The sequence below is a fragment of the Tistlia consotensis USBA 355 genome (assembly GCF_900177295.1).
Lineage (GTDB): Bacteria > Pseudomonadota > Alphaproteobacteria > Kiloniellales > DSM-21159 > Tistlia > Tistlia consotensis.
The window spans coordinates 154586-171806 of sequence record NZ_FWZX01000002.1 but is presented as its reverse complement, the minus strand read 5'-3'; the positions used below and the strand labels follow the sequence as shown (position 1 = coordinate 171806).

The window sequence follows — 17221 nt, the reverse complement described above, 5'->3', positions numbered from 1 at the left end:
GGGGTGTCGCACCCGTAAAGCGCCGATCGCGGGGGCGGCCGGCAAACCACCTGTGCGGGCCGGGCACAGCCGGCCCGGCCCGCACGGGCGATTCCGCTACTTCACGGTGATGGTGATCGGCTGGCTCATGACCGGCGGGTCGAAGGGCATGTGGTTCATGTCGCCCATCATGAGGAACAGCCGGTGCTTGCCCGGCGGCAGGTCGATCGTCGCCTGGGTCTGGCCGCCGCCGAAGTGCCTGTGGTGCGCGTCCGAGGGGATCGGTTCGTCGAGCGGCGGCACGTCGGCGTCGATGATCAGGTGGTGGTGGCCGGTCTTGGGCTTGTCGACCCCGGCCGGCGCGACGCCGATGCCCTCGGCGCCGAACAGCACCGTCACCGGGCTGCTGACCACCGCGCCGTCGGCCGGCGAGATGATGTAGACCCGCGCGCCCTCGGGCGCCTTGGTCCGGTCCGCGGCCGCGGCCGGCAGCGTCAGAAGGGCGCCGAACAAGGCCCCCGACAGCGTCAGGGCAAGTCTCCGTGTCATGGTTCGTCCTCGCATTGGTTGTCGTCGAGGCAAGGCGCCCCCCCTGCCGGAGACAACTATGGGGCCGCGGCGGGCGACGGCCAGTCGCCTTTTCGCCGCGCGACCGCCGTTGGGGCCGAGGACCTTGACTTATCGGGCCCCATCGTCAGTCTGCGGGGCGGTCGGCAATCGGTGCGAAAGGGCAGGTCGCGCGTCATGGAGCGCCTCTATCCGGTGATCCTCTCGGGCGGCTCGGGCAGCCGCCTCTGGCCGCTGTCGCGGCAGTCGAACCCGAAGCAGCTGCTGCCGCTGGTCGGCCGGCAGACCCTGCTCGAGGCGACCCTGCGCCGGGTCTCGGGCAGCGGCGCCTTCCACCCGCCGACCCTGGTGGTCAACGCCGAGCACCGCTTCGCCGTCGCCGAGCAGGCGCGCCTCGCCGGCACCGCGCCGCGCGCGATCCTGCTCGAGGCGGTCGGCCGCAACACCGCGCCGGCAATCCTCTGCGCCGCCCTCGACCTGCTGGCCGCCGACGACAGCGCGATCATGCTGGTGCTGCCCTCCGACCACCTGATCCGCGACGCCAAGGCCTTCCGCCGGGCCGTCGAGACGGCCCGCGCCGCCGCCGCGGCCGGCCGCGTCATGACCCTCGGCATCACGCCGGACCGCCCGGAGACCGGCTACGGCTGGATCGAGAAGGGCGGCGCCCTCGACGGGCTCGCCGGCGCCTTCGAGGTCGCCCGCTTCAAGGAGAAGCCGGACGCCGCGACCGCGGCCGCGATGCTGGCCGACGGCCGGCACCTCTGGAACGCCGGCATCTTCGTGCTACCGGCGGCGCGCGTCGTCGCCGAGCTGGAGCGCCTGGAGCCCGAGCTGGTCCAGCACTGCCGCGACGCGCTGGACCGGGCCAGCAAGGACATCGACTTCACCCGCCTCGATCCCGAGAGCTTCGGCCAGGCCAAGGCGATCTCGATCGACTACGCCCTGGTCGAGCGGGTCGAGCGGGTCGGCACGGTCGCGGTCGAGATGGGCTGGTCGGACCTCGGCGGCTTCGACGCGCTCTACGAGGTCGCCGAGCGCGACGAGCAGGGCAACGCCACGGTCGGCCGCACCGCGCTGCTCGACGCCCGCGACTGCCACGTCCGCTCGAACGGCCGCCTGGTCACGGTGCTCGGCCTGGAGGGCGTGCTGGTCGTCGAGACCGACGACGCCGTGCTGGTCGCCGACCGCGGCCGCGCCCAGGACGTCAAGCAGCTGGTCGAGAAGCTGAAGAGCGAGGGCTTCCCCGAGGCGACCCAGGGCAGCAAGTGGCACCGGCCCTGGGGCTGGTTCCAGACCCTCGACATGGGCGAGCGCTTCCAGGTCAAGCGCATCTCGGTCAATCCCGGCGCCAGCCTCAGCCTGCAGATGCACCACCATCGGGCCGAGCACTGGATCGTGGTCAGCGGCACGGCCGAGGTGAACCGCGAGACCGAGTCCTTCCTCTTGGCCGAGAACGAGAGCACCTACATCCCGCTCGGCCAGCGCCACCGCCTGACCAACCCGGGCCGGGTCCAGCTCGAGATGATCGAGGTCCAGTCCGGCGCCTACCTGGGCGAGGACGACATCGTCCGCTTCGACGACAACTACGGACGGCAGTAGGCGGAGCCCAACCGCGCCCGCTCCACGGTCGCTCCCGATGGCTTCGTCCTGAGCTTGTCGAAGGGCGGAGCCATTCCGGCACCGTCCCGGCTGGGTTCGCTCCGCCCTTCGACAAGCTCAGGACGAAGCGAATGAAGGGGCCCCCGCGGGAATGCCGGCCGCCCTCCTCACGCCGTCGCCCGCCAGGCCCACTTGCCCAGCTCGGCGACGGCGAGCAGGGCGAGCGCCAGGCCCAGGGCCGGCAGCCAGAGGGCGGGCGACAGCGGCACGGCGCCGAGCAGCTCCGAGAGGCCCGGCAGGTTGGTCGCGGCCAGGTGCAGGGCCAGCGCCCCGGCGATCGAGGCGACGAGCAGCCGGTTGGCGGCGAAGGACACGGCGAAGAAGGGCCGGCGCTCGGAGCGGCAGACCAGGCAGAGCGCGTTCTCGAACAGCACCATGGCGAGCAGCAGGGCGGTCCGTGCCTCGGCCTCGGGCAGGCCGGCGTCGAGCGCCAGGGCGAAGAAGCCGAAGGCGAAGAGCCCCATGGTGCCGCCGTAGAGCAGCGTGCGGCGGATCAGCCGGCCGTCGAACAGCGGCTCGCGCGGCGGCCGCGGCCGCCGCTTCAGGGCCTCGCCGTCGCCCCGCTCGAAGGCCAGGGCCACATCCTGGATGCCGTTGGTCACCAGGTTCAGCCAGAGCAGCTGCACGGCATAGAGCGGGATCGGCAGGGAGGCGGCCAGGGCGAGCGCGAAGAGCACGATCTCGCCGAAGCCGGTCGCGATCAGGAAGAGGATGACCTTGCGCACGTTGGCATAGGCGATGCGGCCCTCCTCGACCCCGGCGACGATCGAGGCGAAGTTGTCGTCGGTCAGGATCAGGTCGGCGGCGCCGCGCGCGACGTCGGTGCCGCCGCGGCCCATGGCGACGCCGATGTTGGCCTGGCGCAGGGCCGGCGCGTCGTTGACGCCGTCGCCGGTGACCGCGACGAAATGGCCCTCGCCCTGCAGCGCCTCGACCAGGCCGAGCTTCTGCAGCGGCTCGACCCGGGCGAAGACCGGCGCCTCGGCGACCAGGGCGCGCAGCGCCTGCGGGTCGGCCTGGGCCTCGGCGAGCTGCCGGCCGGTGACGACCTCGGCGTCCGGGCCGGCGATGCCGAGCTGGCGGGCGATCGCCAGCGCCGTCGCCGGATGGTCGCCGGTCAGCATGCGCACCTGGACGCCGGCGCTGCGGCAGGCCTCGACCGCCTCCGGCACCTCCGGACGCAGGGGATCGATCAGGCCGGCGAGGCCGAGCAGGCGCAGACCGGAGAGCGCGTCGTCGGGCAGGCCCGGCCGCTCGGGCAGGGCGTGGCCGCCCTCGGCGACGGCGATCACCCGGTAGCCGTCCGCGGCCAGCCGCTCGGCCTCGTGCTGCAGAGCCTCGGGGACCTCCGCACACATCGCGAAGATCGTCTCGGCCGCCCCCTTGACGGCGACCCGGCAGGCCTCGCCATCCGGATCGCAGACGGCGGCGAAGCGGCGCTGCGGCTCGTAGGGCAGGACGCCGAAGCGGCCCGGCGGGCTCTGCAGGGCCTGCCAGTCCAGGCCGAGCTTGCCGGCCAGGGCCAGGAAGGCGACGTCGACCGTGTCGCCGAGATGGCGCCAGTCCTCGCCGTCGTGATGCAGGCTGGCGTCGCAGGTCGCCGCGGCCGCCCGCGCCAGCGCCCGGGCCGCCGCCTCGGCCGCCTCCCGGTCGGCCTCGCCGTCGGGCTCCAGCGCGCCGTGCGGCCGGTAGCCCTCGCCGGTGACGCTGGCGCGCCGCCCGTCGGGCAGCACCAGCAGGGCGACCGACAGGCTGTTCTGGGTCAGGGTGCCGGTCTTGTCCGAGGCGATCAGGGTGCAGGCGCCGAGGCCCTCGACGGCCGGCAGCGAGCGCACGATCACGTTGCGCGCCGCCATGCGCGCCCGGCCGATCGACAGCGCGACGGTGACCGCGACCGGCAGGCCCTCGGGGATCGCCGCCACGGCCAGCGCGACCGCGACCAGGAAGACCTCCTGCCAGGGCACTCCCCGGCCGAGCAGCAGGACCCCGAAGCCGGCCATGCCGACCAGCGAGACGAGGCTGAGCTGCCGGGTGAAGCGCTCCAGGCGCTGGACCAGCGGCGGGGCTGCGGACGAGCGCGCCAGCGCGCCGGCGATCGTGCCGACCTGGGTCGCCGCCCCGGTCGCGACGACCAGGGCGCGCGCCCGGCCGCTCGCGACCTGGGTGCCGGCATGGGCCAGAGTGAAGCGCTCGGCGAGCGGCGCCTCGGGCGCGCAGCGCGGTCCGCTGCTCTTCTCGACGGTCTCGGACTCGCCGGTCAGCAGCGACTCGTCGATCGTCAGGCCCTGGGCCTCGACCAGGCGGAGGTCGGCCGGCACGGCCATGCCGCTCTCCAGCAGCACCAGGTCGCCGGGCACCAGCTCGGCGGCCGGCAGCATGACCGGCCGGCCGTCGCGCAGGACCTCGGTGCGGACCGCGACCAGCTGCTGCAGGGCCGCCGCCCCGCGCTCCGAGCGGAACTCCTGGTAGGCGCCGATCACGGCGTTGACCAGCAGCACGACCAGGATGAAGAAGGCGTCGCTGAGGTGCCCGATGGCCAGCGAGACCAGCGCGGCCGCCACCAGCAGGTAGATCAGCGGGCTCATGAACTGGCGCAGCAGGATCACCGCGAGGCCCGGCCCGCGTGCCTCGGGCAGGCGGTTCGGCCCGATCCTGGCCAGCCGCGCCGCCGCCTCTTCCGCCGACAGGCCGCCGAGCCCGCAGCCGAGCGCGCCCGCGGCCTCCTCCGCGCTGAGCGCGTGCCAGTGCCGCTCGCCCGGCGCCTGCGTCCCGTCGGCCGTCATGCCTCGCCCCTCTTTCGCCGCCGCTCAGCCGGCCGGCAGACTAACGGCTGAGGTGGCGGCAACCTTGCGGTGGATCAAGCCGGACCGGCCGTCGACCGAGGACAATGCAACTCTCGGCGCTCCATCCCGTTGATCTTCCGGGCGGGCCGCGGTCGTGGCGAGGGACGAGAGGGGGGCGGATGGCGAGGACGACGGGAAGCGGGGCGGAGGAGCGGCGTGCGCGGCTGCCGGGCCTGGCCCTGGCCGCGCTCGGCATCGTCTACGGCGACATCGGCACCAGCCCGCTCTACGCCTTCCGCCAGGCGCTCGCCGGCCTGACGCCGACGGCCGGCCACGTGCTCGGCGTGCTGTCGCTGATCTTCTGGTCGCTGATCGTCGTCGTGTCGCTGAAGTACCTGGCGCTGGTGATGCGCGCCGACAACCGCGGCGAGGGCGGCATCCTGGCGCTGCTCGCCCTGCTCCGGCCCTGGCGCGGCCGGCGGACCCGCAGCAAGGCGGTGCTGATCGCCGTCGGCCTGTTCGGCGCGGCGCTGCTCTACGGCGACGGCATGATCACGCCGGCGATCTCGGTGCTGAGCGCGGTCGAGGGCCTGGAGACGACGGCCAGCGGCATCGCGCCCTGGGTGATCCCGATCACCATCGCGATCCTGGTGCTGCTGTTCAGCTTCCAGTCGCGCGGCACGGCGCGGGTCGCCGCGCTGTTCGGGCCGATCATGGTCGTCTGGTTCCTGGTCATCGCCGGGCTCGGCCTGGCCCACATCGTCGAGGCGCCCTGGGTGCTGAAGGCCCTCGATCCACTCTACGCGGTCGACTTCTGCGCCGCGGCCGGCGCGCGCTCGCTGATCGTGCTGGGCGCGGTCTTCCTGGTCGTCACCGGCAGCGAGGCGCTCTACGCCGACATGGGCCACTTCGGCCGCGCGCCGATCCGCCTCGCCTGGTTCGTCGGCGCCTTCCCCTGCCTGCTGCTCAACTACTTCGGCCAGGGCGCCCTGGTGCTCGCCGACCCGCTGCAGGCGGTCCATCCCTTCTACCACCTGGCCCCGGCCTGGGGCCGCTATCCGCTGATCGGGCTGGCCACCGTCGCCACGGTGATCGCCTCGCAGGCGGTGATCTCCGGGGCCTTCTCGCTGACCCGCCAGGCGGTGCAGCTCGGCCAGTGCCCGCGCCTGACCATCGTCCAGACCTCGTCGGAGGAGACCGGCCAGGTCTACGTGCCGGCGGTCAACGTGGCGCTCGCGCTCGCCACCATCGGGCTGGTGCTCGGCTTCCGGACCTCCGGCAACCTGGCCGCGGCCTACGGCATCGCGGTCAGCACGACCATGGTGATCACCACGCTGCTGCTGTTCCGGGCGATGAGCCGGCGCTGGAAGTGGCGGCCCTGGCTGGCGGCGGTGATCGCCGGCGGCCTGCTGGTCCCGGACCTGCTGTTCCTCGGCGCCAACAGCCTGAAGATCGCCCAGGGCGGCTGGTACCCGATCCTGGTCGGCGGCCTGATCTTCCTGCTGATGAGCACCTGGGCGCGCGGCCGCGCGCTGCTGCGCGCCCGCCTGGTCAGGCAGAAGGGCAGCCTCGAGGACTTCCTGGCCAGGCTCGAGGCCGATCCGCCGCTGCGGGTGCCGGGCACCGCCGTGTTCCTGACCTCCGCCGAGCCGGCGGTCCCGCCGATCCTGCTGCACCACCTGGAGCACAACCAGGTGCTGCACGAGCAGGTGCTGCTGCTGACCGTGACGACCGCCGAGGAGCCGCGGGTGCGGGCCGAGGAGCGCCTGAGCGTCGAGGCGCTCGAGCAGGGCTTCCTCAGGGTGCGCGTGAGCTACGGCTTCATGCAGTCGCCGAACGTGCCGGTGGCGCTGCGCCTGGCCGAGGAGCTCGGCCTGGAGATCGACCTGGAGCACACGACCTACTACCTGGGACGCGAGGCGGTGATCGCCTCCGACAAGGTGCCCGGCATGGCGCTCTGGCGCGAGAAGCTCTTCGCCTTCCTGAGCCGCAACGCCGTCGCCGCCACGGCCTTCTACAACCTGCCCCCGGAACGGGTCGTCGAGCTCGGCATCCAGGTCGAGATCTGAGCGGACCGGGCGCTCAGGCGCTGGCGCGGCGGACGATCTCGAAGCCGAGGTCGACGACCCGGGGCTCGACGCGCCGTCCTGCCAGGCGGTCGAGCAGCATGCGGCCGGCGGTCTCGCCCATCTCGCCGCCGGGGACGCGCACCGTCGTCAGGCCCGGCACGAGATGCGGGGCTAGGTCGAAGTCGCCGAAGCCGGCGACCGCGATCCGCCCCGGCACCGCGACGCCGGCCTTCTGGCAGGCGACGATCGCGCCCAGCGCCAGCGTGTCGTTGGCGCAGAACAGCGCGTCGACCGCCGGGGCCAGGGCCAAGGCCCGCTCGAGCGCGGCCTCGCCGCCGACCGGAGAGTTGGCGTCCTCGACCGCGATGTGCGGTCCCGCCTCCAGGCCCCGGTCGGCATGGGCGCGCCGCCAGCCCTTGCGCCGCTGGTCGGAGCGCGATTCGCCGCCGTCCGGCAGGCCGACGAAGGCGATGCGGCGGTAGCCCCAGTCGAGCAGGCCGGCGGTCATGGCCTCGGCAGCGGCGTCGTTCGAGAAGCCGGCGACCATGTCGAGCGGCTCGGCCGGCAGCTCCCAGGTCTCGACCACCGGCACCCCGGCGCCGGCGATCACGCCGCGCAGCGCCGCCTCGTGCCGGCTGCCGGTCAGCACCAGGCCGTCGGCGCGCCGGCCGAGGAAGGCAGCCGCCAGGGACTGCTCGCGCCGCGTGTCGTAGCCGGAGTTGCCGAGCAGGAGCTGGTAGCCGGCGGCGTCCAGCACCTCGGACAGGCCCTGGACGCTGGCCGCGAAAAAGGAGTTGGCCAGGGTCGGCACCACGGCGCCGACGATGCGCGTCTGGCTCGAGGCGAGGCTGCCGGCGACCAGGTCGGGCAGGTAGCCGAGCTCGGCGACCGCGGCGGTGACCCGCTGCCGGGTCTCCGGCGAGACCAGCTGCGGCTGGCCGAGCGCGCGCGAGACCGTGACCAGCGAGACTCCCGCCCGCGCCGCCACGTCCGCCATGCGCGGGCGCCGGCCGCGCCGCGCCCCCCCGTCCTGTCTGCCGTCCTCGCTCATGCCCGCCCCTTGTAGCGGATGATAGCGCTTTCATCATCGGAGAATCCGATCTATAGTTCATGAAAGCGCTTTCATTCGGCGATTGCCGGCGTGGACGGTGAAGGAGCGACGAGCGGCATGCTTTCAGCGCAGCAGATCGAGTTCTATCGCGAGCAGGGCTACCTGGTACTCGAGAGGGTGCTCTCGCCCGCCGAGGTCGAGGCGGCCCGGACCGCCCTCGCCGAGCTGACCGACAGGGCGCGCGGCCTGAGCGAGAGCAACGACGACCTCGACCTGGAGGACAGCCACCGTCCCGACCGGCCGCGGGTGCGCCGGGTCAAGCAGCCGCACCGCCAGAGCGCGGTCTTCGACCGGCTGGTCCGGCACGAGGCGATCCTGGGGCCGGTGCGCGACCTGCTCGGCCCCTCGCTGCGCCTGCAGGGCAGCAAGCTCAACCTCAAGGCGGCCGGCTTCGGCGCTGCCGTCGAGTGGCACCAGGACTGGGCCTTCTATCCCCACACCAACGACGACGTGCTGGCGATCGGCGTGATGCTCGACGACGTCGACCTGGAGAACGGGCCGCTGCTGGTCGTGCCGGGCAGCCACAGGGGCCCGGTGTTCGACCACCACAGCGACGGCGTGTTCTGCGGCGCGATCGCGCCCGACGCGCCGGGCCTCGGGCTGTCGCAGGCGGTGCCGCTGACCGCCCCGGCCGGCTCGATCAGCCTGCACCACGCCCGCACGGTCCACGGCTCCGACCTCAACCGCTCGGGCCGCGACCGGCGCCTGCTGCTGTTCGAGGTCATGGCCGCCGACGCCTGGCCGCTGATGGGCGCCGCGCCGGCCTTCGCCGACCTCGCCGACTTCGACGCCCGCCTGCTCTGCGGCTCGCCGACGCTGCAGCCGCGCCTTGCCGAGGTGCCGGTGCGCATCCCGCTGCCCAAGCCGGAGCAGGCCGGCTCGATCTACCAGACCCAGAAGAAGGCCGGTCAGCGCGCCTTCGCCGTCTTCCAGGAGGCGGAGGAGGTCGCCTAGCCGCACAGCAGTCGAACCGAGCCGGCCGGGCCTCGCCACCCCGACCGGTCCCATACCAAAAAAGACGGCGAACGGGAGGAAAGAAGATGCGATTCGCAAAGCTGGCCGCGGGGCTCGCCGCCGCGGCTTTCGGCGTCGTGCTCGCCGTCTCGGCGCAGGCCGAGACAACCATGACCTTCGCGGGCTCCGACGCGGTCGGCTCGCTGCTCGACCGCCAGAACAAGATGTTCACCAAGCTGGTCAACGAGCGCGCCAAGGGCGAGCTCAAGATCAATTTCATCGAGGGCGAGGCGCTCGGCAGCGACGTCCAGGTCATCGAGCAGATGATGCAGAACTCGGTCCAGCTCTACGGCGACGTCGTCGGCTGGTACAACAACTGGGTCAAGGACTTCGCCATCCTCAACTGGGGCTTCACCTTCAAGGACAAGGCCCAGGTCGAGCGCTTCTTCAAGAGCGACGTCTACCGGAAGCTCGCCGATCAGCTGCAGAAGGAGCACGACATCCGCATCCTGGCGGCGGCACCGACGCAGCCGCACGACCTCTTCGCCAAGAAGAAGGTCGGGACGCCGGCCGACCTCGCCGGCCTCAAGATGCGCGTCCCGGAGATCCGCACCTACCTGCTGCTCTGGGAGACGCTGGGCACCAAGCCGAGCCGCGTGACCTGGGGCGAGGTCTTCCTCGGCCTCAAGACCGGCGTGATCGAAGCCGCCGAGGGGCCGGTCTCGGCGGCCTACGCGGCGAAGTTCTACCAGGCCGCGCCCTTCGTCATGAAGACCGACCACCTGATCTCGACGACCCACATCGCGATCAACGAGAAGGCCTACGAGAGCCTGTCGCCGGAGCTGCGGAAGATCGTCACCGAGGCGGCGCAGGAGGCGGTCGGCTGGGCGAGCAACGAGGCCAACAGCGAGACCGAGGAGCTCTACAGGAAGATGGCCGCCGAGGGCGCGACCATCGTGCCGGTCGACACCGCGCCCTTCGCCGAGAAGGCCCGCGCCGGGGTCGAGAAGATGGAGGCCGACGGGGTCTGGAGCAAGGGCCTCTGGGAGCAGATCCACAACCTCTGAGCCAGCAGTCGCCGGGGCCGCGTCCGGGAGCGGGCGCGGCCCCGACGCCGTCACCGGAGGCACCATGGCCGCCCTTCTCGCCCTCTACTGGCGCGTCCTGCGCCTCGTCGAGCTGCTCGAGATCACCCTCGGCGTGCTGCTGCTCGCCGGCGTCGTCGCCGCGATCGGCGCGCAGGTCGTCTCGCGCTACCTGCTCGGCACGCCGCTGGTCTGGGTCGAGGAGTTCGCGACCTACGCCTTCATCTGGGCGACCTTCCTCGGCACCTCGGTCGGCCTGAAGCGCGGCCGGCAGATCCAGATCGCGACCTTCGTCAGCGGCCTTGCGCCACGCCGCGAGGCGCTGTTCCGCACGCTCGCCCACGCCCTCGTGCTCGCCCTGCTGGTGCTGCTGGCGCGCCAGGCCCTGAAGGTCATGCCGATCGAGGGCTCGAGCAGCAGCGTCTCGCTGCCGGTCCAGCTGCCGCGCGACCTGTTCTATTCGCTGCCGCTGTTCGTCTCGATGGTCTCGATGGCCGCGACCACCCTCTACTTCCTGGCCGCCGAGCTGCGCCTCGCCGCGACCGGCGAGCGGGCGCCGCACCTGCCCCAGGCCGCCGAGGAGGGCATCCTGTGACCCTCGCGCTGCTGTTCTTCTCGCTCGCGGTCTTCGTCGGCCTGGAGATCCCGATCGCCTTCGCCCTGGCGCTCGCCGCCGTCACCTACCTGCTGGTCGGCGCCAGCGTGCCGATGACCCTGGTCGTGCAGCGCATGGCACCGGGCCTCGACTCCTTCCCGCTGCTGGCGATCCCGCTGTTCGTGCTGGCCGGCAACCTGCTCAACCGGGCCGGCATCGCCGACCGGATCTTCGCCTTCGCCGTCGCCCTGGTCGGCCACGTGCGCGGCGGCCTCGCCCACGTCAACGTCGTCGCCAGCCTGATCTTCGCCGGCATGTCGGGCGTCGCCCAGGCCGACGCCGCCGGCCTCGGCACGGTCGAGATCAAGGCGATGCGACAGAACGGCTTCTCGGCGCCCTTCAGCGCCGCGGTCACCGCCGCCTCCGCGATCATCGGGCCGATCATCCCGCCCTCGGTCATCATGGTGATCTACGCGGTGATGGCCCAGGTGCCGCTGTCCGACCTGTTCCTGGCCGGCATCCTGCCCGGCCTCGGCATCGGCCTGCTGCTGATGGCGACGATCTGGTTCCTGGCGGCGACCGGCCGCATCGAGGCGCCGGTCTCGCCGCGCCCGCCGCTCGGCGAGATCCGGCGCAGCTTCGTCCGCGCCCTGCTCGCCCTCGCCGCGCCGGCCTTCCTGGTCGCCGGCATGCTGGCCGGCGCCGCGACCCCGACCGAGCTCGGCGCGATCATCGTGATCTACGCGATCGTGCTCGGCTTCGCGAACCGCGAGCTGAGCCTCGCCGACCTGCTGAAGTGCTTCGTCGACACTCTGGTCGCCTCCGGCGTGCTGGTCTTCATCATCGCCGCCGCGGTGCCCTTCGGCTGGGTCGTCGCGATCAACAACCTGCCGGCCGCGCTGGCCGAGGGCCTGCTGGGGATCAGCCACCAGCCCTGGGTCGTGCTGGCGATGATCAACCTGATGCTGCTGGTCGCCGGCTGCTTCATGGAGACCACGGCGATCCTGCTGATCGCGGTGCCGGCGCTGCTGCCGGTGCTGATCGCCCTCGACGTCGACCTGGTGCATTTCGGGCTGATCGTCGTCTTCAACCTGCTGGTCGGGGCGATCACCCCGCCCTTCGGCGTCATCCTGTTCATCATGATGGACATCGCCCAGATCTCGTTCCGCCAGATCGTGCGCGCGATCCTGCCCTTCTACGTGCCGCTCGCCGCGGCGCTGCTGCTCATCACCTACTGGCCGGAGCTCTCGCTCTGGCTGCCGCATCTGGTCGACGGACGCTGAGCGGCGGTCAGACCACGAGCATGGCGACCGCCCAGACGGCGACGATCAGGCGGGCGCTGGCGGCCCTGGCGGCCGCGACGCCGGGCCGGCCGGCGCTGCGCCAGACGCCGAGCAGGGCGGCGAGGCTGTAGGGCAGCGGCAGCAGGAAGAGGCCGACGGCGAGCCAGTCCGGCGCGCCGGCCGCCGCCGCCAGCAGGCCGGCGAGAGTCGCGACGAGGTTCAGCAGCGTGCCGTAGAGGATGGCGTAGACCCAGAGCGCCCGCTCCAGGGGCTGGCGGCCGCGCAGCAGGTCCAGCATGCCGCCCTCTCCCTCAGCCCGGCGCCAGGGGCTTCAGGACGAAGTCGTAGGCGAGGCTGCTCCAGGGCCGATCGAGGATCCGGCCGTCGGGTGCCCGGCCCGGCTGCTGCTCGACGAAGGGTCGGATCAGCGCCTCCTTGACGCCGAAGACGGCGTCGCTGTCGAGGTAGGGATCGCCCGCCTCGAAGACGTGGGTGACCAGCGTCTCGTAGCCCTCGGCGGCGATCATGAAGTGGACGTGGGCCGGACGGTAGGGATGGCGCGCCTGGGCGCGCAGCAGCTCGCCGACCGGGCCGTCGTCGGGGACCGGATAGAAGGTCGGCTTGACCGACCAGAAGCGGAAGCGGCCGTCGGCGTCGGTCGAGAGACGGCCCCTCAGGGCGTAGCCCTCGAGGTTCTGCACGTCGTAGAAGCCGCGCGGGTCGGCATGCCAGACGTCGAGCTGCGCGCCGGCCAGCGGGCCGCCGCCGGCTCCCGAGACCGAGCCACTGACGAGCAGCGGCCGGCCCTCGACGCCGCCCGAGATGTCAGCGCCGAGCGGAAAGCCGGGCGCGCCCTCGACATAGAAGGGCCCGAGCACGGTCGTCTCGGTCGCCTCGCCGCGCCGGCCAGCGTTGATCGCGTCGACCAGCATCGAGACGCCGAGCGTGTCGGACAGCAGGATGAACTCCTGCCGCTTGGCGTCGCAGGTCTGGCCGGTGCGGGTCAGGAAGTCGATGGCGGCGTGCCACTCGGCCTGGCTCGGCGCGACCTCCCGGACGAAGGCGTGGAGGTGGCGGACCAGGGCCTCGCCGACCTGGCGCATCCGCGGGTCCGGTGTTCCGGCGAGCCGCTCGATGACCGCCTCGGTCAGGCTCTCCGCGTCGATCTCTCGCATCCGCTTCCTCCCAGATTTTCGTCCCGGAAGTCTGCCCCAGGCCGCAGGCGCCTGGACAGCCTGCCGTATGCCGCGGCGCGCTAGTCGCCGGTCGGGGCGCCGCCGAGCTGCACCAGCATCGTCAGCCTGAGGTCCGGCCGGCCGGCCAGCTCGAAGGTCACCTGCTCGAAGTCGAGCCGGCCGTCGCGGGGATGCGCGAAGCCGCGCGCCCCGCCCTCGCGCTCGAGCACGCCGTACTGGCCCCAGAACGCGGCGAACTCGGGGCTCTCCCGGCGCAGCTCGGCGATCAGCGGACGCAGCTCCGGGTCGTCGAGGCGGCCGCTGCAGGCGGCCCGGAACTCGGCCGCGACGCGTCGGGCGCGCGCCGGCCAGTCCGAGATCAGCCGGCGCGCCGACGGCTCCAGGAAGATGAAGCGCAGCAGGTTGCGCTCACCCGGCCGGTCGAGCCAGCCGACGAACAGCCGCTCGGCGGCGGCGTTCCAGCTCCGCGCGGTCCAGCAGCGGTCCAGGACGTAGGCCGGCGCCGCGATCGCCGCGATGCAGGCCGGCAGCGCCGCGGGCATCGCTTCGGCCCCGACGCCGCCCGGCTCGGGATCGCGCTTGCCGGCCAGCTCGAAGAGGTAGGCGCGCTCGGCCCGGCCGAGGCGCAGCACGCCGGCGAGGCGCGCCAGGGCGCCGGGCGAGGCCGAGACCTCCCGCCCCTGCTCGATCCAGGTGTACCAGGTCGCGCTCAGGCCGCAGAGCTGGGCGACCTCCTCGCGGCGCAGGCCGGGCGTGCGCCGCCGGGTCCCGGCCGCGAGCCCGAGCTCGGCCGGCGACAGCCGCTCGCGGCGTGCCCGCACGAACGCGCCGAGCTCCCGCCGCCGCTCCTCGGATCCCGTCTGCACCATGGTGAAATTCATACCAGTATATTTTGCGAACTTACACTGGTGTTGTAGGCCTGCCACCCTCGCCGGACAGCCTTCGAGAAACGGAGAGAAGAGATGGCGGAAAAGCAGAGCCACCAGGCCCTGGTCGGCGGCCAGTTCGGATCGCGGGCCGACGCCTACCTGACCAGCGCGGTGCATGCGGCGGGACCGGACCTGATGGCCCTGGCCGGGGTCGCCGAGGGGCGGAAGGACGCCCGCGTGCTCGACCTCGGCTGCGGCGGCGGCCATGTCACCTTCAACGTCGCGCCGCACGTCCGCGAGGTCGTCGCCTACGACCTGTCGCCCGAGATGCTGGCGGTGGTCGCGCGGGCCGCCGGCGAGCGCGGCTTCGGCAACGTCGCGACCCGGCAGGGCGCGGTCGAGCAGCTGCCCTTCGAGGACGCCAGCTTCGACCTGGTGCTGAGCCGCTTCAGCGCCCACCACTGGCGCGATTTCGAGGCCGGCCTGCGCGAGGCGGCGCGTGTGCTGAAGCCGGGCGGCATCGCCGGCTTCGTCGACGCGGTCGCGCCGGCCGACCCGCTCTACGACACCTTCTTCCAGGCGATCGAGCTGCTGCGCGACTGCTCCCACGTCCGCGACTATGCCCGCGCCGAGTGGGAGGCCGCGCTCGGCCGGGCCGGCCTGCAGGTCGCCAGCACCGACCAGTGGCGGCTGCGCCTGGACTTCGCCTCCTGGGTCGAGCGGATGCGCACGCCGCCGGTCCAGGTCGAGGCGATCCGCGCGCTGCAGCAGGCCGTCTCGGCCCAGGTCACGGCCTGGTTCGACACCGAGCCGGACGGCAGCTTCTGCCTCGACGCCGCGCTGTTCCGGGCGGCGAAGCCGGCGGCCTGAGCAAGACCAGCTACTCGAGGGCCCGCGCCGCCAGCGCCTCCAGGCGATGCGCGGCGAACTCGATGTGGCGCAGGCGGCGGCGCAGGAAGGTCAGGGCGTCGGCCGCCGGCATCTCGGTCCAGCCGAAGCGGCGGGCCGGGGCCGGCGGCGCCTCCCCCGCCGGCCGCGGCGCCAGCGTCTCCAGCACCGCCGCGCGCGTGCCGTCGAGCAGCCCGCCGGCGACCTGCGGGTCGAGCTCGCCGCCGCGCAGGCGCAGCAGGGCGCGCACCGAGGCGAGGTCCGAGGCGAAGAGGTAGTTGGCGCCGAGCAGCGCGCTCAGGCCGGCGAGGCCGCGCACCCCGGCGACCGGCTCGCCGGACAGGCGCCGGGTCGTCGTCGCGAGCGCGGTGAAGGCGTCGAGCGCGCGCTTGCGCGCCAGGCGGTAGGCCTGCTCGGCCGGCTGCAGCGACAGGGCCTGGGCGGCGAAGGCGCGGTCGGCCTCGAGCAGGCGGCCGACCAGGCGCGGCAGGTCGCGCCACTCCCAGCTCGGCAGCAGGCGGCTGAAGGCGACCGACAGGCCGGCGCCGATCAGCGTGTCGACGATGCGGTCGACGACCAGGACCTCCTGCGGCTCCAGCACGTGCAGCAGCAGCAGCGCCATGACCGAGGCGGCAAAGGAGGTCACCTTGTAGTTGACCGTCGCGTAGGCGTGCGCGACGCCGGCGCCGGCGACCATCAGCGGCAGAAGGGCCTCGGGCGGCAGGGCCGGGATCAGCAGCGCCGCGACCGCGCAACCGGCCAGCGTGCCGAGCACCCGGTCGTTGCGGCGCTGCCGGGTCAGGGCATAGCTCGCCCGCATGATCAGCGCGACGGTCAGCAGCACCCAGCCGCCGTGCACGAGCTGCGGCAGCGCCAGGGTGACCGCGTAGCCGGCCAGCATCGCCAGGGTCAGGCGGATCGCGTAGCGCATGACCGGCGAGGTCAGGGTCATGTGGGCGCGCAGGGTCGCGAGGCGCGTGTCCTGGACCTGGACGAAGGCGGCGAGGTCGAGCTCGGGTCCGCCGGAGTCGGCCGCACCGTCGTTCTGGCCATCGACCAGCCCGGCCAGCACGCGCAGTCGGCGCAGGGTCTCGGCGATCTTCTCGCGGGTCGGCCGCAGGCTCGCCGCCGCCTCGGCCTCGCCGCCCGCCGCCAGCCGCTCGAGCTCGGCGTCGAGCGCCGCGAGCGCCGCTTCCTGGTCGCAGGCCGGCGGCAGCGCCGCCGGGGCGACCAGGGCCAGGGCGATGCCCTCGACGTCCTCGGCCATGGCGCGGATCAGCACCGAGATCCGGCGCAGCGCCTCGCCGCCGGTCGCGCGCGGCAGGGTCTGCCAGTCGGCGTCACTGGACAGCACCGTCTCGTAGGCGTCGAGCAGCGCCAGCATGGCGGCGATCCAGCGGCGCCGGCGCGCCGTGGCCCGGCCGGTGAAGATCGCGTCGCGCGCCGCCTGCAGGCGCTCCATCAGCAGGCCGTGCGCCTCGACGACGCCGCGCAGCGCGGTCGAGGTCGGGGTCACGCCGTCGTAGCCCCGGGCGCGGGCCTCCAGGAAGGCCGCGAAGGCGAGCAGCGCCTCGTTGAGGAACAGGCGCCGGCTGCGCAGGTCGAGCAGCCAGGCGACCGCCAGGGCCAGCAGGCCGTAGAGCAGGCCACCGGCGCAGAACAGCGCCGTGTGCCGGAGCGCCTCGCCGGTGCCGGCGGCCGGCGTGGCGAGGCCGAGCACCAGGGACAGCACGGCCGCGATGCCGAGCGTCATGGCCGGCCGGCCGTAGACCGTGACCAGGGCGAAGCCGGCGCTCATCGCGGCGATCAGCAGCGCCAGCAGCACCGGCGAGCCTTCGGCGAGGCCGGCGAACAGCGAGATCGCGCCGCTGCCGGCCAGGGCCGCGAGGAAGACCGGCGCCTTGCCGGTCAGCCGCCCCGGCTGGTCGACGATGCTGACGCAGAGCGCCCCGGTGCCGGCCAGCACCGCCGCGCGCAGCCCGAGCGCCGCGCCGAGCGCGAGGCCGACGGCGGCCAGGCAGAAGGCGACCGAGACGCCGTTCTCGATGTGGTGCCGGAAGACCAGGCGGGCGGCCTGCCGCGGCAGGGCGGCCGCTCCGGTCCCCGCGGCTCGATCCGATCCCCGCCTGCTCGCCACGTCGCGCGCGCTCCTCCCCGGCCGACCCCGAGCTTGCCTCACCGGG

Annotated in this window: 14 protein-coding genes; 7 read left to right on the top strand and 7 right to left on the bottom strand. The window is 73.4% G+C overall.

Annotation, left to right across the window (positions count from 1 at the left end; translation table 11 throughout):
* Nucleotides 1–96: 96 nt before the first annotated feature.
* On the bottom strand, nucleotides 97–528 hold the full coding sequence (locus tag B9O00_RS04390; RefSeq protein ID WP_085121228.1) for a DUF4399 domain-containing protein: 432 nt from the start codon (nucleotides 526–528) through the stop codon (nucleotides 97–99).
* A gap of 195 nt (nucleotides 529–723) precedes the next feature.
* On the opposite strand from B9O00_RS04390, the gene B9O00_RS04385 reads away from it, so the two are divergent.
* A complete protein-coding gene (locus tag B9O00_RS04385) occupies nucleotides 724–2145 on the top strand; it encodes a mannose-1-phosphate guanylyltransferase/mannose-6-phosphate isomerase (RefSeq protein WP_085121227.1) in 1422 nt (473 codons plus the stop codon).
* A 167-nt stretch (nucleotides 2146–2312) separates the two neighbouring features.
* Here the strand turns inward: B9O00_RS04385 and B9O00_RS04380 are convergent, their stop codons facing one another.
* Nucleotides 2313–4988 (bottom strand): cation-translocating P-type ATPase, encoded by a 2676-nt coding sequence (locus B9O00_RS04380; RefSeq protein ID WP_085121226.1) that lies wholly within the window; start codon nucleotides 4986–4988, stop codon nucleotides 2313–2315.
* 179 nt (nucleotides 4989–5167) lie between these two features.
* Between B9O00_RS04380 and B9O00_RS04375 the strand changes: the two genes are divergently transcribed.
* Nucleotides 5168–7057 (top strand): potassium transporter Kup, encoded by a 1890-nt coding sequence (locus B9O00_RS04375; protein ID WP_085121225.1) that lies wholly within the window; start codon nucleotides 5168–5170, stop codon nucleotides 7055–7057.
* A 13-nt stretch (nucleotides 7058–7070) separates the two neighbouring features.
* Here the strand turns inward: B9O00_RS04375 and B9O00_RS04370 are convergent, their stop codons facing one another.
* Nucleotides 7071–8108, bottom strand: a complete 1038-nt coding sequence (locus B9O00_RS04370; RefSeq protein WP_085121224.1) for a LacI family DNA-binding transcriptional regulator — start codon at nucleotides 8106–8108, stop codon at nucleotides 7071–7073.
* Nucleotides 8109–8225: 117 nt separating this feature from the next.
* Here B9O00_RS04370 and B9O00_RS04365 point away from each other — a divergent pair, with 117 nt between their 5' ends.
* From B9O00_RS04365 to B9O00_RS04350, 4 genes are all read left to right on the top strand, one after another.
* On the top strand, nucleotides 8226–9122 hold the full coding sequence (locus tag B9O00_RS04365; RefSeq protein ID WP_085121223.1) for a phytanoyl-CoA dioxygenase family protein: 897 nt from the start codon (nucleotides 8226–8228) through the stop codon (nucleotides 9120–9122).
* Between the two features lie 86 nt (nucleotides 9123–9208).
* Nucleotides 9209–10189, top strand: a complete 981-nt coding sequence (locus B9O00_RS04360; RefSeq protein ID WP_179243938.1) for a TRAP transporter substrate-binding protein — start codon at nucleotides 9209–9211, stop codon at nucleotides 10187–10189.
* A 64-nt stretch (nucleotides 10190–10253) separates the two neighbouring features.
* Nucleotides 10254–10802 (top strand): TRAP transporter small permease, encoded by a 549-nt coding sequence (locus B9O00_RS04355; RefSeq protein ID WP_085121222.1) that lies wholly within the window; start codon nucleotides 10254–10256, stop codon nucleotides 10800–10802.
* Nucleotides 10799–12085, top strand: coding sequence for a TRAP transporter large permease (locus tag B9O00_RS04350; protein WP_085121221.1), 1287 nt, complete (start codon nucleotides 10799–10801; stop codon nucleotides 12083–12085). Before B9O00_RS04355 ends, B9O00_RS04350 begins: the two co-directional genes overlap by 4 nt.
* A 7-nt stretch (nucleotides 12086–12092) precedes the next feature.
* On the opposite strand, the gene B9O00_RS04345 is transcribed toward B9O00_RS04350, so the two are convergent.
* From B9O00_RS04345 to B9O00_RS04335, 3 genes are all read right to left on the bottom strand, one after another.
* The gene (locus B9O00_RS04345) at nucleotides 12093–12383 is read right to left on the bottom strand and encodes a hypothetical protein (RefSeq protein ID WP_085121220.1); all 291 of its coding nucleotides are present in this window, start codon (nucleotides 12381–12383) and stop codon (nucleotides 12093–12095) included.
* A 13-nt stretch (nucleotides 12384–12396) separates the two neighbouring features.
* Nucleotides 12397–13260: a dioxygenase family protein gene (locus B9O00_RS04340; protein WP_085121219.1), complete on the bottom strand. Its 864-nt coding sequence runs from the start codon at nucleotides 13258–13260 to the stop codon at nucleotides 12397–12399.
* 80 nt (nucleotides 13261–13340) lie between these two features.
* Entirely contained in the window at nucleotides 13341–14150 is an 810-nt protein-coding gene (locus tag B9O00_RS04335; protein WP_085121218.1) for a helix-turn-helix transcriptional regulator, read from the bottom strand.
* A gap of 93 nt (nucleotides 14151–14243) precedes the next feature.
* Between B9O00_RS04335 and B9O00_RS04330 the strand changes: the two genes are divergently transcribed.
* The gene (locus B9O00_RS04330) at nucleotides 14244–15020 is read left to right on the top strand and encodes a class I SAM-dependent methyltransferase (RefSeq protein WP_085121217.1); all 777 of its coding nucleotides are present in this window, start codon (nucleotides 14244–14246) and stop codon (nucleotides 15018–15020) included.
* Nucleotides 15021–15030: 10 nt separating this feature from the next.
* Here the strand turns inward: B9O00_RS04330 and B9O00_RS04325 are convergent, their stop codons facing one another.
* On the bottom strand, nucleotides 15031–17175 hold the full coding sequence (locus B9O00_RS04325; protein WP_159460103.1) for an FUSC family protein: 2145 nt from the start codon (nucleotides 17173–17175) through the stop codon (nucleotides 15031–15033).
* Nucleotides 17176–17221: the final 46 nt, after the last annotated feature.

What these genes read in the sequence shown, in the direction of transcription:
- B9O00_RS04390 (WP_085121228.1), bottom strand. Translation starts at nt 528, where the DNA reads ATGACACGGAGACTTGCCCTGACGCTGTCGGGGGCCTTGTTCGGCGCC.
- B9O00_RS04385 (WP_085121227.1), top strand. Translation starts at nt 724, where the DNA reads ATGGAGCGCCTCTATCCGGTGATCCTCTCGGGCGGCTCGGGCAGCCGC.
- B9O00_RS04380 (WP_085121226.1), bottom strand. Translation starts at nt 4,988, where the DNA reads ATGACGGCCGACGGGACGCAGGCGCCGGGCGAGCGGCACTGGCACGCG.
- B9O00_RS04375 (WP_085121225.1), top strand. Translation starts at nt 5,168, where the DNA reads ATGGCGAGGACGACGGGAAGCGGGGCGGAGGAGCGGCGTGCGCGGCTG.
- B9O00_RS04370 (WP_085121224.1), bottom strand. Translation starts at nt 8,108, where the DNA reads ATGAGCGAGGACGGCAGACAGGACGGGGGGGCGCGGCGCGGCCGGCGC.
- B9O00_RS04365 (WP_085121223.1), top strand. Translation starts at nt 8,226, where the DNA reads ATGCTTTCAGCGCAGCAGATCGAGTTCTATCGCGAGCAGGGCTACCTG.
- B9O00_RS04360 (WP_179243938.1), top strand. Translation starts at nt 9,209, where the DNA reads ATGCGATTCGCAAAGCTGGCCGCGGGGCTCGCCGCCGCGGCTTTCGGC.
- B9O00_RS04355 (WP_085121222.1), top strand. Translation starts at nt 10,254, where the DNA reads ATGGCCGCCCTTCTCGCCCTCTACTGGCGCGTCCTGCGCCTCGTCGAG.
- B9O00_RS04345 (WP_085121220.1), bottom strand. Translation starts at nt 12,383, where the DNA reads ATGCTGGACCTGCTGCGCGGCCGCCAGCCCCTGGAGCGGGCGCTCTGG.
- B9O00_RS04340 (WP_085121219.1), bottom strand. Translation starts at nt 13,260, where the DNA reads ATGCGAGAGATCGACGCGGAGAGCCTGACCGAGGCGGTCATCGAGCGG.
- B9O00_RS04335 (WP_085121218.1), bottom strand. Translation starts at nt 14,150, where the DNA reads ATGGTGCAGACGGGATCCGAGGAGCGGCGGCGGGAGCTCGGCGCGTTC.
- B9O00_RS04330 (WP_085121217.1), top strand. Translation starts at nt 14,244, where the DNA reads ATGGCGGAAAAGCAGAGCCACCAGGCCCTGGTCGGCGGCCAGTTCGGA.